15 protein-coding genes are annotated in these 13,032 nt (G+C 66.4%); 11 read left to right on the forward strand and 4 right to left on the reverse strand.

The genetic code is table 11. The features are described 5' to 3' along the window. Positions 1-8 precede the first annotated feature (8 nt). Together tsf and A5782_RS02470 are read left to right on the forward strand one after the other, a co-directional pair. Positions 9-836, forward strand: a complete 828-nt coding sequence (gene tsf / locus A5782_RS02465; RefSeq protein ID WP_067094605.1) for a translation elongation factor Ts — start codon at positions 9-11, stop codon at positions 834-836. 83 nt (positions 837-919) lie between these two features. Beyond that, positions 920-2,326: an amidase gene (locus A5782_RS02470; protein WP_067094607.1), complete on the forward strand. Its 1,407-nt coding sequence runs from the start codon at positions 920-922 to the stop codon at positions 2,324-2,326. A gap of 22 nt (positions 2,327-2,348) precedes the next feature. Here A5782_RS02470 and A5782_RS02475 read toward each other — a convergent pair whose 3' ends face one another. Then, the gene (locus A5782_RS02475) at positions 2,349-2,768 is read right to left on the reverse strand and encodes a MarR family winged helix-turn-helix transcriptional regulator (RefSeq protein WP_067094608.1); all 420 of its coding nucleotides are present in this window, start codon (positions 2,766-2,768) and stop codon (positions 2,349-2,351) included. A 122-nt stretch (positions 2,769-2,890) separates the two neighbouring features. On the opposite strand from A5782_RS02475, the gene A5782_RS02480 reads away from it, so the two are divergent. Beyond that, entirely contained in the window at positions 2,891-3,304 is a 414-nt protein-coding gene (locus A5782_RS02480) for a ChaB family protein (protein ID WP_067094609.1), read from the forward strand. 146 nt (positions 3,305-3,450) lie between these two features. Here the strand turns inward: A5782_RS02480 and A5782_RS02485 are convergent, their stop codons facing one another. After that, positions 3,451-4,290 carry an SDR family oxidoreductase gene (locus tag A5782_RS02485; RefSeq protein WP_067094612.1) on the reverse strand — a complete coding sequence of 280 codons (840 nt, stop codon included), beginning with the start codon at positions 4,288-4,290 and terminating at the stop codon, positions 3,451-3,453. A 604-nt stretch (positions 4,291-4,894) separates the two neighbouring features. Between A5782_RS02485 and A5782_RS02490 the strand changes: the two genes are divergently transcribed. Together A5782_RS02490 and A5782_RS02495 are read left to right on the forward strand one after the other, a co-directional pair. After that, a complete protein-coding gene (locus A5782_RS02490) occupies positions 4,895-5,452 on the forward strand; it encodes an MPT63 family protein (protein ID WP_067094615.1) in 558 nt (185 codons plus the stop codon). A gap of 95 nt (positions 5,453-5,547) precedes the next feature. After that, entirely contained in the window at positions 5,548-6,486 is a 939-nt protein-coding gene (locus A5782_RS02495; protein ID WP_067094618.1) for a lysophospholipid acyltransferase family protein, read from the forward strand. Positions 6,487-6,517: 31 nt separating this feature from the next. Here A5782_RS02495 and A5782_RS02500 read toward each other — a convergent pair whose 3' ends face one another. After that, complete coding sequence (locus A5782_RS02500) at positions 6,518-7,273, reverse strand: response regulator transcription factor (RefSeq protein WP_067094621.1); 756 nt, start codon at positions 7,271-7,273, stop codon at positions 6,518-6,520. 179 nt (positions 7,274-7,452) lie between these two features. Then, positions 7,453-7,692 carry a general stress protein CsbD gene (locus A5782_RS02505; protein WP_067094624.1) on the reverse strand — a complete coding sequence of 80 codons (240 nt, stop codon included), beginning with the start codon at positions 7,690-7,692 and terminating at the stop codon, positions 7,453-7,455. 343 nt (positions 7,693-8,035) lie between these two features. Between A5782_RS02505 and pyrH the strand changes: the two genes are divergently transcribed. From pyrH to A5782_RS02535, 6 genes are all read left to right on the forward strand, one after another. Then, positions 8,036-8,869, forward strand: coding sequence for a UMP kinase (gene pyrH / locus A5782_RS02510; RefSeq protein ID WP_067094628.1), 834 nt, complete (start codon positions 8,036-8,038; stop codon positions 8,867-8,869). Positions 8,870-8,934: 65 nt separating this feature from the next. Continuing rightward, positions 8,935-9,492 carry a ribosome recycling factor gene (gene frr / locus A5782_RS02515; protein WP_067094631.1) on the forward strand — a complete coding sequence of 186 codons (558 nt, stop codon included), beginning with the start codon at positions 8,935-8,937 and terminating at the stop codon, positions 9,490-9,492. A 32-nt stretch (positions 9,493-9,524) separates the two neighbouring features. Further along, a complete protein-coding gene (locus A5782_RS02520) occupies positions 9,525-10,454 on the forward strand; it encodes a phosphatidate cytidylyltransferase (protein ID WP_067094634.1) in 930 nt (309 codons plus the stop codon). Positions 10,455-10,481: 27 nt separating this feature from the next. After that, complete coding sequence (rlmN, locus tag A5782_RS02525; protein ID WP_067094637.1) at positions 10,482-11,576, forward strand: 23S rRNA (adenine(2503)-C(2))-methyltransferase RlmN; 1,095 nt, start codon at positions 10,482-10,484, stop codon at positions 11,574-11,576. A gap of 76 nt (positions 11,577-11,652) precedes the next feature. Further along, the gene (locus A5782_RS02530) at positions 11,653-12,159 is read left to right on the forward strand and encodes a protein disulfide oxidoreductase (RefSeq protein ID WP_067094640.1); all 507 of its coding nucleotides are present in this window, start codon (positions 11,653-11,655) and stop codon (positions 12,157-12,159) included. 4 nt (positions 12,160-12,163) lie between these two features. Next, positions 12,164-13,021, forward strand: a complete 858-nt coding sequence (locus tag A5782_RS02535) for a cytochrome c biogenesis CcdA family protein (protein WP_067094643.1) — start codon at positions 12,164-12,166, stop codon at positions 13,019-13,021. Positions 13,022-13,032 lie beyond the last annotated feature (11 nt).

Raw genomic sequence — 13,032 nt, forward strand, 5'->3', positions numbered from 1 at the left:
AGGCTGATATGGCGAACTTCACCGCTGCCGACGTCAAGCGGCTTCGGGAACTCACCGGCGCCGGCATGCTCGACTGCAAGAACGCGCTGGCCGAAAACGGCGGCGATTTCGACAAGGCCGTCGAGGCGCTGCGGATCAAGGGCGCCAAAGACGTCGGCAAGCGCGCCGAGCGTGCGACGGCCGAAGGTTTGGTCGCGGCGCAGGGCGGCGCGCTGATCGAGCTGAACAGCGAGACCGACTTCGTCGCCAAGAACGCGGAGTTCCAGGCGCTGGCCGACCAGATCGTGGCGGCGGCCGTGTCGTCGAAGGCCAAGGACGTCGACGAGCTCAAGGCCGCCGGCATCGGTAACAAGACCGTCGAGCAGGCAATTGCGGAGCTGTCGGCCAAGATTGGCGAGAAGTTGGAGTTGCGCCGCGTCGCGAACTTCGACGGCACCGTCGAGACCTACCTGCACCGGCGGGCGGCCGACCTGCCGCCCGCGGTCGGCGTGCTGGTCGAATACTCGGGCGGCGGAACCCCCGCGGATAAAGACGCCGCACACGCCGTCGCTCTGCAGATCGCCGCGCTCAAGGCCCGCTACCTGTCCCGCGACGACGTGCCCGAGGACGTGGTGGCCAGTGAGCGTCGTATCGCCGAGGAAACCGCCAAGGCGGAGGGCAAGCCGGAGCAGGCCCTGCCCAAGATCGTCGAGGGCCGGCTGACTGGCTTCTTCAAGGACGCGGTGCTGTTCGAGCAGCCGTCGGTGTCCGACAGCAAGAAGACCGTCAAGGCGCTGCTCGACGACGCCGGTGTCACGGTGACGCGGTTCGTCCGCTTCGAGGTGGGCCAGGCCTAACCCGCCCCGCATCGACCCGTCCGGGCCGCGGACAAGCCGGGAAACCTCCCGGTGGCGCGGGTGCGCGGGTTAGCGTCAGTGCTATGCGACACGTGCACGCGTTCGGCGACGATGCCCTTGGCGATCTGGACGCGACCGGCCTCGCCGATGCCCTTCGGTGCGGCCGGGTGGGCAGGGCCGAGGTCGTCGAGGCCGCAATCGCCCGCACCGAGGCCGTCGACCCGCTGCTAAACGGGTTGGCGTACGCGGCTTTTGAGCAAGCGCGGGCGGCGGCAGCGGACCCTTTGAGCGGTTACTTCGGCGGCGTCCCGACATTCATCAAGGACAACGTCGACGTCGCCGGACAGCCCACGATGCACGGCACCGACGCGTGGACGCGCTGGAATGCAGTCGCCGACAGCGTGTTCACCCGGCTGTACCTGGCCACCGGGCTGACCTCGGTGGGCAAGACGCAGTTGTCCGAATTCGGGTTCAGCGCGGCGGCCGAACACCCGCGGCTGGGCCCGGTCCGCAACCCGTGGGACACCGAATACACGGCCGGGGCGTCGTCGTCGGGTTCGGGCGCGTTCGTCGCCGCCGGTGTGGTGCCCATGGCGCACGCCAACGACGGCGGCGGCTCGATCCGGATTCCCGCCGCATGCAACGGATTGGTCGGACTCAAACCATCGCGCGGGCGATTGCCCTTGGACGTGACGCTGCGCCGGATGCCGGTCGGTGTCGTCGTCAACGGCGTGGTGACCCGTTCGGTCCGCGACACAGCGGCCTTTTACCGCGAGGCCGAGCGGATCTGGCGTAACCCCAAGCTGGCACCGGTCGGGGACGTTACCGCGCCCGGTCGCCAGCGGCTGCGGATCGCGGTGCTGACCCGTTCGGTGCAGCGCGAGTGCAGTCCCCAGGTGCGGGAGCTGACCCTGAAGTCCGCCGGCCTGCTCGAGGAGCTGGGCCACCGTGTCGAACACGTCGACGAGCCTCCTGTCGCGGCCAGTTTCGTCGACGACTTCGTGATGTATTGGGGGTTTTTGGCGCTGGCCCAGGTACGCGGAGGGCGCCACATGTTCGGCGAGACCTTCGATCGCAGCAAGTTGGACAGCCTGACGCTGGGTCTTCTGCGGCACACCAGCCGCAACCTGCACCGCCTTCCGATGGCGATCGTGCGGCTGCGCCGGGCGCGCAGGCGCACCGCGCAGTTCTTCCGTACCTACGACGCGGTGCTCACACCGACCCTCGCCGACGAGACGCCCCGCATCGGATTCCTGGCGCCGACCGATTACCAGCAGGTGATCAGCCGCCTGATCGATTGGGTCTCGTTCACCCCGCTGCACAACGTCACCGGTGAACCCGCGATCTCACTGCCGTTGGCCCGGTCCGCTCACGGCATGCCGGTGGGCATGATGTTGTCGGCCGACATGGGGCAGGAAGCGCTGCTGCTCGAATTGGCCTATGAGCTCGAAGAGGCGCAGCCGTGGGCGCGCATCCACGCCGCCGCGTAGTCCGACCCGCTCGCGATCGCCGCTAGTCCGAGCCGAGTTTCTCGAGCATCCTTTTGAATTCGCGCTGCTGAGTTTCGGTGAGCTTGCCCAGGATGCGGGCGTCGGCGCCGCGGACCGCTCCTTCGGCGCGCTTGAGCAGGGCGCGGCCCTGGCCGGTCAGGTTGGCCGGGAGCGCGCGTCCCGAGGACACCGATGACGGGCGCGCCACCGCCCCGACTTCTTCCAGCTTGCGCAGCACCGTGTTCATCGCCTGCGGGGTGACGTTGGTGTGGCGGGACAACTCGGCGCTCGACATTCCCGGGAACATCGAAAGGATGCGCAGGCAAACGAATTCGGGCAGGGTCAGGCCGAGCGGACCCAACACGGCGGCAACCTCGGGTCGCAGCACCGCTCCCACCCGGTAGAGCAGGTAACCCAGCGGAGCATCGTCGGCCTGAATCATGTCAACGATATTGACATATTTCTACCGGTCCGATGCGCACATTGTTCAGACCGTGATTGTCCGCGCCGCAACGGGGTAACCGACCGGTTACCTGAAGCGCTTGTGGCACACGGGGAGGTTCGATGCCGAAGACGACAAAAGGCGGCGCTGCCAAAAAGAGCGAATTGCCCAGCACTTTGCAACGTTCCAGCGCCAAGGCGCAGCGTACGTTTGCGAAAACCCACGATGCGGCAGCCGACGAGTACGGCAGCGAGGAGCGCGCCCACCGGGTGGCCTACTCCGCTGTCAAGCACAGTTTCGAAAAGGTCGGCGATCACTGGGAGTCCAAAGACGAGAAGGGCCCATCCGACGATCGGGCCAAGAGCGGTGGCCCGCGGCCAACCGGTCAGTCGGCCGAGGGCGTCGACGCCAACGCCAGCAAAAAGCACCTGCTCGACGTGGCCCGCCGCCTCGACATCGCCGGCCGGTCCACCATGAACAAATCGGAGTTGGTCGACGCGATCAAGAAGCACAACCGCCGGGTCCGGGGCCGCTGAGCCGGCGGCGCGTCGCACCCACACGCGGCCCCGCCGGGCCGGCAACTTGGAGGCCATCGCCACACGCAGTCCGATGGCCAACGAACCGGGTGGAAACCGAGTCCGTCGGAGTTTCCGTGGAAAGTGCTGCGATGCAACGTCTTTCGCTAGAGAATCGGTCGCCCCCCGGTCACGGCCACCCGCGCCCCGGAGATGTAACTGGCGTCATCGGAGGCCAACAACACGTAGATCGGCGCGAGTTCGGCGGGCTGTCCGGCGCGGCCCAGCGGTACGTTGTCGCCGAAAGATTCCACGCTGTCCGGCGGCATGGTCGACGGGATCAACGGTGTCCAGATCGGCCCGGGCGCCACGCTGTTCACTCGAATTCCTTTGTCGCCCAAGAGCTGGGCCAGGCTGGCGGAGAAATTCGCGATGGCCGCCTTCGTCGCCGCGTAGGGCGCCAGAGTGGGATTGGGTGTGTCGGAATTGACCGACGAGCTGCCGATAATCGACGAGCCGGGGCCCATGTGCGGCACCGCAGCCTTCGCGAGGTAAAAATACGCACCGATGTTGAGCCTGAAGGTGTACTCCCACTCCTCGTCGCTGATCTCGTCGAGGCTCTTGCGCATCATCTGGTAGGCGGAGTTGTTGACCAGGATGTCCACGCCGCCCAATTCCTGCACCGCCCGGTCCACGACGGCGCGGCAGTGTGCAGCATCTGAGAGATCGCCGGGCACCAGCACGCATTTGCGCCCGGCATCGGTGACGTAACGGGCGACGTCACGCGCGTCGTCGTCCTCATTGAGGTAGGCGATCAATACGTCAGCACCTTCGCGCGCGAAGGCGATCGCGACAGCCCGCCCGATGCCGCTATCGCCGCCGGTGATGATCGCCTTTTTGCCCTGCAATTTTCCCGAACCCTGGTAACTGTTTTCCCCACAGTCGGGAATGGGTTCCATCTGCGCCTGTACGCCGGGAACTGATTGTTGTTGCGCCACAAAGCCCATGCGATTTCCTTACCGATTCAAGATTGGTGTGTGATTCATGATCCGGACAACCAGGGGAGTCGTCGGCACTAACCAGGGACTGCTTTACGATTCGCGCGGCACCGGACCGACCGTAGGAACATCCGGGTCGTCGTCGGCGGGGGGCTCCGGATCGCGCCATTCCTCGCTACGACTGGATCGGTTGCCTCGAATCGTGCCCTCCAGTTCCTCCTTCAGCGCATCGTCCTCGCGTGAACTGTGTTTGGAGTTTCCGCGTTGCACCTCCGGCGCCCCCTTCGCGATCTGTCTCGATTGCCGCCCTGCCACGGGGCCCGGGACACGACGATTGCCATGTGCAGGCCTCAGCGCACCGACTACCCGTCAGTGCACGACCTACCCGTCAGTGCACGACCTAATCGCTGCCGCCCGGTGTGAGTGTTGATGCAGTTGTTATGAACTGATGCCAAAGACGCTGTCCAAGAATGCAACATCTTTTCGCGGTTAACCGGCCAGTATGTGCGAATACGCAGGCGCAGATGTTTAGAGCGGAAACCAGCGGGCTATTTGCTGCTTATATCTCTATGCCCTTCCGGGGGGCAATTGTTCGACACGAAAGGAATGGACAGTGAAGGTCACCAAGACTGCCGTTGCGACAGCTGCCACTGCCGGTGGGATAGCGCTGGCAAGTATTTTCGCGGCGACTCCCGCTTCTGCTGCGCCCAACATTCAGGGGTTCGGCACCAGCGAACAACTCGTGGACGGGCCGCTGATCACCAATTACACGGTGAGCAACCTGCAGCCCAGTAATGTCACCATTCCCGGCTACACGCCCAAGGGGACGCTCTACCAGGCCGACATCAGCGCCAGGTCGGACGGCGGGCTGGTCACCCCGATGGTCAACGACTTCATCGCCCGTGGGCCCAACGGCCAGAACTACCGGGTGATCGACAAGGTGGGGACCCCGAACGGGCTCAACCCGGCGCCGATCTCACCGGGCAATGAGTCGACCGGCACGCTGTACTTCGACGTGACCGGGGCACCCCCGAACGGCGTCGTCTACAACGACGGAACGCAAGACATTCTGATCTGGACGTCCAACGTGGAGGGTGGCTCGGCGCCCGGCGCGCCGAACAGCCCGGCACCGGGTGCTCCGCCTGCGCCCGCACCGCCGGCACACACTTAAGCCGCTTGTGAAATCTCCCCGCGCCACGCCAGGTGGCGCGGGGAGATTTGCATACGGGGGAATCGTGGGCGCCCGAACCGGGTACTCGACTACTCATGAGTAACCCGGATCACAGGCCGGCGCAGGTACGTGCCCAAGCGCAGCAGCACGCCGAGCAAGCCCGCGAGGCAATGGAAGAACGACGCAGCAAACAAAGTGGCGGTCTAAGCGGCTGGGTGGCCGAGCGCGCGGCCAGATGGGATCTTTCCGGCCAGGACGAGATCACCCTGCAGCGTCAGAAGTATCTGTGGAACGTCCTGGTGGACTATTGGTTCCGCATGGAGATCGACGGCTGGGAGAACCTTCCCGAGTCACCACCGGCGCTGTTGGTGGGGATTCACTCCGGCGCGCCGTTCGTGTGGGATGCGTGGACCGTCGGCCTGCAATGGTGGCGGCGATTCGGACAGGATCGCCCCCTGCACGGCACCGCGCATGACGCATTGATGGCAATTCCCTTGTTCGGGCGTTATTTCCGGTCCATGGGGGTGCTGCCGGCCGCCCCGGACGCGATTGCCACCGCATTGGCGGAAGGGCGTGACGTGGCGCTGTGGCCCGGCGGCGAGGTGGACTCGCTACGCCCGTGGACCGAGCGCGATCAGGCCAACCTCGCGGGACGGACCGGCTTCGTCAAGATGGCCATTCGTGCCGGCGTGCCGATCGTGCCCATCGCCACCGTCGGCGGCGCCGACGCGATGCCGGTGCTGATCCGCGGCGACCGGTTGTCGAAAGCGCTGCGCTTGGACCGGATCTTGCGGCTGAAGGTGTTCCCAGTGGCCGTCTCGTTGCCATGGGGGATCGCGCCGGCGGCGCTTCCGCAGCTGCCCCTGCCGGCCAAGATCAGAACCCGGTTCATGCCCGCGGTGGAACTCGACAACGATCCCGAGCGCGCGCAGGACGACGAATACGTCGAACGCAAATACCATGAGGTCCAAGACGCCATTCAGGAAGGGATGGATGCGCTGGCGCGCAAGCGCGCATTCCCGTTGTTCGGCTGACTGAGCACCAAAGGCGTTGTGGCCGAGGGACTTAGGCCTCCCACGCATCCGGGTTCAGCCGATCCGCGGCGGGCGTTGTGGTCCGCATCGGCGTCAGCATCGAGTCGGCGACGACCCATTCGGGTTGCGGTGGTGTCGCCGCCCGGTAGCCGACTCCCCGCACGGTGTCGACCATGAATTGGTGCCGGGTGCCGAGCTTGGCGCGCAGCCGTCGAATGTGAACATCGACGGTACGCACCTTGCCGGTACTGTCGTGGCCCCACGCCTCCTGCATCAGCCGGGTTCGGGTAAATGCCTGACCGGCATGCTGCACAAGGAAATTCAGCAATTTGAACTCGGTGAGCGTCAGCCCCAGGTCGTTGCCGCCCAGCGATGCGGTGAAACTGGCCGGATGCAGAAGAAGGTCGCCGAACTTCAGCGTGCCGTCGACCGCGCTGCGCCGGCGGCCGATCGCAAGCCGCAGCCGTGCCTGCAACTCTTCGGCGCCGGTACCGGGCAGCATCACGTCATCGAAGTTGCAGTCGACGTCGACCGCCGCGCAATCCGCCGGTGCCACCAGGGCCACCACCGCGGTGCCGGGGTTGTCGGTCGTCAGTCGATGGCTGACAGCCTGGGCCACCGCCATGTTGCTGCGCGCATCCACGATCGCGACGTCGGCCGCGGCGTAATGCCCGTCGGTCTCGGCCGTCAAGGTGACGCGGCGCATCGGCTGCGCGAACGTGGCCAACTCCGGTAGGGCTGATTCGAAATCATCCTCATCGGTGAGCACTACCACGTCCAACAACATCTCCAAACCTCGGTCCCGGCTTCCCCCCCGGTCCGTAGGCACCTCCGCGGAGATGTCTTACAGCGCTACGCCCGCATACCCGGCCAGCTGAAAACTATGCAACTCAAGGCGCCCACTCAGCTCAAAGAAAGACGATGGGCCCGGCCCGTATCAACGGACCAGGCCCATCGTTCAGCCTGCTACTGGTTCGACTTCTGGCGCTCCTCGGCAGCCTCGGCGCCGCCACGCGCGGCTTCAGCTTCGGCTTCCTTCTTTGCCGCGTCGCGCTGCGCTTCGGCCTTGTCCTGCTGCGCCTGGCCCTCGCGGGTGAGGTCATCGCGTCCGGCCACCGCGCCTACTGCCTCTTTGGTCTTTCCCTTGACGTCCTCGACGACGCCCTTGACAGCTTCGGCAGGTCCCGACTTGTTTTCTTCAGCCATGGAAGTGTTCCTCCTCGTTGGCGTACTTTGAGCGATCCACGCTCAGCGGCGATCACGAGCGATCGACCCGGTCATACGGCGAGGCTGGCCCTCATTGCTTAAGACCACCCAATTCTGCCGCGTTGTTGCGGATTCCCAAGGCAACCGTCGCTCAAACGCGAGCCCGAAGAAAGCGCGCCGGTGCCGACATATTCGGTACCGAGAGACTCGAAAATTGGTCCGGCGGGCCAACTACGCGCATAATGCACCCCGCCGCCGCCGCATTGTGCTGCGATGAGGCAGGATGTGAAATGCCGTTCCGGATGGAGATCGTCCGGGATGGCACTCTCATGCGAGGAGTCTGATGACGGAGTCCAGGGAGCCCCAAGTCGCCGGCTCGGCGGCTCCGAGGCCGGAGCCGGCAACCACCAGCAACGGCCCATCGACATCTGCACCGGACAACGGACTGGCTTCCGGCCCGTCGCTGAACCGGGCCAGGTATTCGCGAGTGCTGCTCAAGCTGGGCGGCGAAATGTTCGGCGGCGGCCAGGTCGGCTTGGATCCCGATGTCGTGGCGCGCGTGGCCCGACAGATCGCCGAGGTGGTCCGCGACGGTGTCCAGGTCGCCGTCGTGATCGGCGGTGGCAATTTCTTTCGGGGCGCGCAGCTGCAGCAGCGCGGCATGGAACGCACCCGTTCGGACTACATGGGCATGTTGGGCACCGTCATGAACAGCCTCGCGCTGCAGGACTTCCTGGAGAAGGAAGGCATTGTCACCCGGGTCCAGACCGCGATCACCATGGGACAGGTGGCCGAGCCCTATCTACCGCTGCGCGCTGTACGCCACCTGGAGAAGGGGCGCGTGGTGATCTTCGGAGCCGGCATGGGGCTGCCGTACTTCTCCACCGACACCACGGCCGCGCAGCGCGCCCTGGAGATCGGCGCCGAGGTGGTCTTGATGGCCAAGGCGGTCGACGGCGTGTTTTCTGCCGATCCCCGGCAGTATCCCGATGCCGAATTGATCGCCGCGATCAGTCATCGTGAGGTCATCGACCGCGGGCTACGCGTGGCCGATGCCACCGCCTTCAGCCTCTGCATGGACAATGGCATGCCGATCCTGGTGTTCAACCTGCTGACCAATGGCAATATCGCCCGAGCGGTCGCTGGTGAGAAGATCGGGACTCTGGTCACCACCTGAGGGGAAGACGCGATGATTTGCGCTTGCGAAAATCTGCAGCACAGCAATGAGGAGGAGCGGCGCACATGATCGACGAGGCTCTCTTCGATGCGGAAGAGAAAATGGAGAAGGCCGTAGCGGTTGCGCGCGACGACTTGTCGACCATCCGGACCGGGCGCGCCAACCCGGGCATGTTCTCGCGGATCGTCATCGACTACTACGGCTCGGCCACGCCCATCACCCAACTGGCCAGCATCAACGTGCCCGAGGCGCGCCTTGTCGTCATCAAGCCCTATGAAGCCAGTCAGGTGGGCGCGATCGAGACGGCGATCCGCAACTCCGACCTCGGCGTCAACCCCACCAACGACGGCACCCTGATCCGGGTAGCCGTGCCGCAGCTCACCGAGGAACGCCGGCGAGAGCTGGTCAAACAGGCCAAGGGCAAGGGGGAGGACGCCAAGGTCTCGGTGCGCAATATCCGCCGCAAGGCGATGGAGGAGCTGCACCGGATCCGCAAGGACGGCGAGGCCGGCGAGGACGAGGTCGGCCGGGCCGAAAAGGAACTGGACAAGTCGACCCATCAGTACATCACCCAGATCGAAGAGCTGGTCAAGCACAAAGAAGGCGAACTGCTGGAGGTCTAGCGACCGCCCAGCAGCTAAGTTCATCCAGGCCAGTGGCTACCTCAGATCCCGGCGCAGGCAATCCGCCCGACCAGCCGGCACGCGCCGCCAAGGAGACGATCGAGGAGCCGGGCAAGAAAACGTCCCGCGCCGGACGTGACCTGCGCGCCGCCATCGCCGTGGGCGCCGGTATCGGTGGTGTTCTAGTCGTGACGCTGGTCTTCGCGCCGCGGTTCTGGGTGCCCATCGTCGCGCTCGCCATCGTGGTGGCCACCCACGAAGTGGTTCGGCGATTGCGCGAAGCCGGGTACCTCATACCCGTCATCCCGCTGCTGGCCGGGGGCCAGCTCACGGTCTGGCTGACCTGGCCGTTTCACGCCGCGGGCGCCTTGGCCGGCTTCGGCGTCACCGTGGTGGTCTGCAATGTGTGGCGGCTGTTCATGCAGGACAACAGCAAACGCTCCGAGCCGTTCGACGGTTCGCCGTCGGCCAACTACCTCAGGGACGCCTCGGCCACCGTGTTCCTGGCCGCGTGGGTGCCGCTGTTCGCGTCCTTCGGCGTGCTGCTGGTCTACCCGCACGACGGGGCAGGGCGGGTGTTCTGCCTGATGATCACCGTCGTCGCCTCCGACACCGGCGGATATGCGGTGGGGGCGCTCTTCGGCAAGCACCCGATGGTCCCGGCGATCAGTCCCAAGAAGTCCTGGGAGGGATTCGCCGGATCTCTGGTGCTCGGGATCACCGCGGCGACCCTGACGGCGACCTTCCTGGCTCACAAACCGCCGTGGATCGGTGTGCTGCTGGGCGTTGTCCTGGTGCTGACCAGCACGCTCGGCGATCTGGTGGAATCCCAGGTCAAGCGCGACCTCGGCATCAAGGACATGGGCCGGCTGCTGCCCGGCCACGGCGGCCTGATGGATCGGCTCGATGGGGTCCTGCCTTCGGCGGTCGCGGCCTGGGCGCTGCTGACACTCGTTCCCTAGCCGAACGTGACCGATACTGGACGGGTCATGGTTCAACAACTGGTTTTTTCCGAGCCGCGCCCGGCCAAGCCGCCGCGGCACCTGGCCGATCTCGACGAGGACGGTCGCGCGTCCGCCGTCGCAGAGCTGGGCTTGCCGGCGTTTCGCGCCAAGCAGTTGGCGCATCAGTACTACGGCAGGCTGATCGCCGATCCGCGGCAGATGACCGATCTTCCGGCGGGATTGCGCGACACCATCGCCGAGACGATGTTCCCGATCCTGATCACGGCCGCCTCCGAGGTGACGTGCGATGCCGGCCAGACGCGAAAGACGTTGTGGCGGGCGCTCGATGGGGTCACCGTCGAGTCGGTGCTGATGCGCTATCCGCAACGCAACACGGTGTGCATCTCGTCGCAGGCCGGGTGCGGCATGGCGTGTCCGTTCTGCGCGACCGGTCAGGGGGGGCTGAGTCGCAACCTGTCGACGGCCGAGATCCTCGAGCAGGTGCGCGCCGGCGCTGCGGCCCTGCGCGACGACTTCGGGGACCGGCTGTCCAACGTGGTGTTCATGGGCATGGGGGAGCCGCTGGCCAACTACGCGCGCGTGGTAGCCGCGGTGCGGCGCATCATCGCCGCGCCGCCACACGGCTTCGGCATCTCGGCCCGGTCGGTGACCGTGTCGACGGTGGGTCTGGCCTCCGCCATCCGCAAGCTCGCCGACGAACGGCTCGGTGTCACTTTGGCGCTGTCGCTGCACGCGCCCGACGACGAACTGCGGGACACGCTGGTGCCGGTCAACAACCGGTGGAAGATCACCGAGGCCCTTGACGCCGCGCGGTATTACGCCGACGTCACCGGCCGGCGCGTGTCGGTGGAGTACGCGTTGATTCGCGACGTCAACGACCAGCCTTGGCGCGCAGACCTTTTGGGACAGCGGCTGCACCGCGCGCTCGGGCCGTTGGTGCACGTGAACCTGATTCCGCTCAATCCGACGCCGGGAAGTGAGTGGGACGCCAGCCCCAAGGCGGTCGAGCGGGAGTTCGTCCGGCGGGTGCGCGCCAAGGGGGTTTCGTGCACGGTGCGCGACACCCGCGGCCGCGAGATCAGCGCCGCCTGCGGGCAGCTGGCCTTCGAGAGCAAGTAGCAGGCGGGTAGCTGGATGAACCGAGAGGGCGACGCGCACGTCTTTAAGGCATAACGCCAGCAACCGGGGGTGCGCCTTGATTCGCTTGTTTTCTCCACTCAAACTGTTTGCCGCGGCCGTTTTCGCCGCTGCACTGATATTGGTACTGGGCGGTGCGCCGCGAGCGGCGGCCGCCGACGACCGACTGCAATTCGCCGGGACGACGCTGAGCGGTGCACCGTTCAATGGGGCCAGTTTGCAGGGCAAGCCCGCGGTGCTGTGGTTCTGGGCGCCGTTCTGCCCGTTCTGCAATGCCGAAGCTCCCGGCGTCAGCCAGGTTGCGGCCGCCAATCCCGGTGTCACCTTCGTCGGCATCGCCGGGCACTCGGATGTCGGCGCGGAACAGAACTTCGTCTCCAAGTACGGCCTGCACTTCACCAACCTCAACGACGCCGACGGATCCCTCTGGGCCCGCTACAACGTCCCCTGGCAGCCCGCCTACGTGTTCTACCGCGCGGACGGCAGCTCGACGTTCGTCAACAACCCGACCTCGGCCATGTCGCAGCAGGAGCTCTCCGATCGGGTCTTTGGCCTGAGGTCCTGACTCGGTGGACCGGGGTCTGGTCGGCTTGGCCTTCGCGGCCGGATTGGTGGCCGCGCTGAACCCGTGTGGGTTTGCCATGCTGCCCGCCTATCTACTGCTGGTGGTGCGCGGCCAGCGCCCCGGCGAACACTCGGGCGTGGCCGCCGCCGGGCGTGCCCTGGCGGCCACTGTGGGGATGGCGCTGGGCTTCCTGACGGTGTTCGGCGTGTTCGGCGCGCTGACCGTATCGGCGGGCACAACCGTGCAGCGGTTTTTGCCCTATGCCACCGTGGTGGTCGGCGTGGTGCTGGTCGTGCTCGGGGTCTGGCTGCTGTCGGGCCGAGCGCTGTCGGCCCTGACCCCGCGTCCGCTGGGCCCGCGGTGGGCCCCCACCGCTCGGCTGGGCTCCATGTACGGCTACGGCATCAGTTACGCGATCGCCTCGCTGTCGTGCACCATCGGGCCGTTTCTGGCCGCCACCGCTGCCGGCCTGCGCGGCGGATCGCTCGTCACCGAACTGGCGATCTACCTCGCCTACAGCGCGGGGCTGACCCTCGTCGTGGGTGTGCTCGCGGTCGCGGCGGCGACGGCGAGCTCGGCGATGGTGGACCGGTTGCGCCGGCTCCTGCCGTTCGTCAACCGGGTCGGTGGCGCGCTGCTGGTGCTGGTCGGGCTGTACGTTGCCTATTACGGCGGCTACGAGGTGCGCCTGTTCGGCGCGAACGGCAACCCGCGGGACGCGGTGATCATTGCGGCCGGGCGCCTGCAGGGCGCGGTGGCCGGCTGGGTGCATCAACAGGGCATATGGCCGTGGGTGATGGCCGTGCTCGCGCTGGCGGTCGTCGTGCTCGGTGGTGCCTGGCGTCGCCGGACGCAACGCTAGGGCGCTCCGAA

Origin of the sequence: Mycobacterium sp. 852002-40037_SCH5390672 (assembly GCF_001665875.1) — a bacterium.
Lineage (GTDB): Bacteria > Actinomycetota > Actinomycetes > Mycobacteriales > Mycobacteriaceae > Mycobacterium.

Bases quoted from the DNA above. Each gene is read 5' to 3' on its own strand.
- tsf (WP_067094605.1), top strand. From the start codon at position 9: ATGGCGAACTTCACCGCTGCCGACGTCAAGCGGCTTCGGGAACTCACC.
- A5782_RS02470 (WP_067094607.1), top strand. From the start codon at position 920: ATGCGACACGTGCACGCGTTCGGCGACGATGCCCTTGGCGATCTGGAC.
- A5782_RS02475 (WP_067094608.1), bottom strand. From the start codon at position 2,768: ATGATTCAGGCCGACGATGCTCCGCTGGGTTACCTGCTCTACCGGGTG.
- A5782_RS02480 (WP_067094609.1), top strand. From the start codon at position 2,891: ATGCCGAAGACGACAAAAGGCGGCGCTGCCAAAAAGAGCGAATTGCCC.
- A5782_RS02485 (WP_067094612.1), bottom strand. From the start codon at position 4,290: ATGGGCTTTGTGGCGCAACAACAATCAGTTCCCGGCGTACAGGCGCAG.
- A5782_RS02495 (WP_067094618.1), top strand. From the start codon at position 5,548: ATGAGTAACCCGGATCACAGGCCGGCGCAGGTACGTGCCCAAGCGCAG.
- A5782_RS02500 (WP_067094621.1), bottom strand. From the start codon at position 7,273: ATGTTGTTGGACGTGGTAGTGCTCACCGATGAGGATGATTTCGAATCA.
- A5782_RS02505 (WP_067094624.1), bottom strand. From the start codon at position 7,692: ATGGCTGAAGAAAACAAGTCGGGACCTGCCGAAGCTGTCAAGGGCGTC.
- pyrH (WP_067094628.1), top strand. From the start codon at position 8,036: ATGACGGAGTCCAGGGAGCCCCAAGTCGCCGGCTCGGCGGCTCCGAGG.
- frr (WP_067094631.1), top strand. From the start codon at position 8,935: ATGATCGACGAGGCTCTCTTCGATGCGGAAGAGAAAATGGAGAAGGCC.
- rlmN (WP_067094637.1), top strand. From the start codon at position 10,482: ATGGTTCAACAACTGGTTTTTTCCGAGCCGCGCCCGGCCAAGCCGCCG.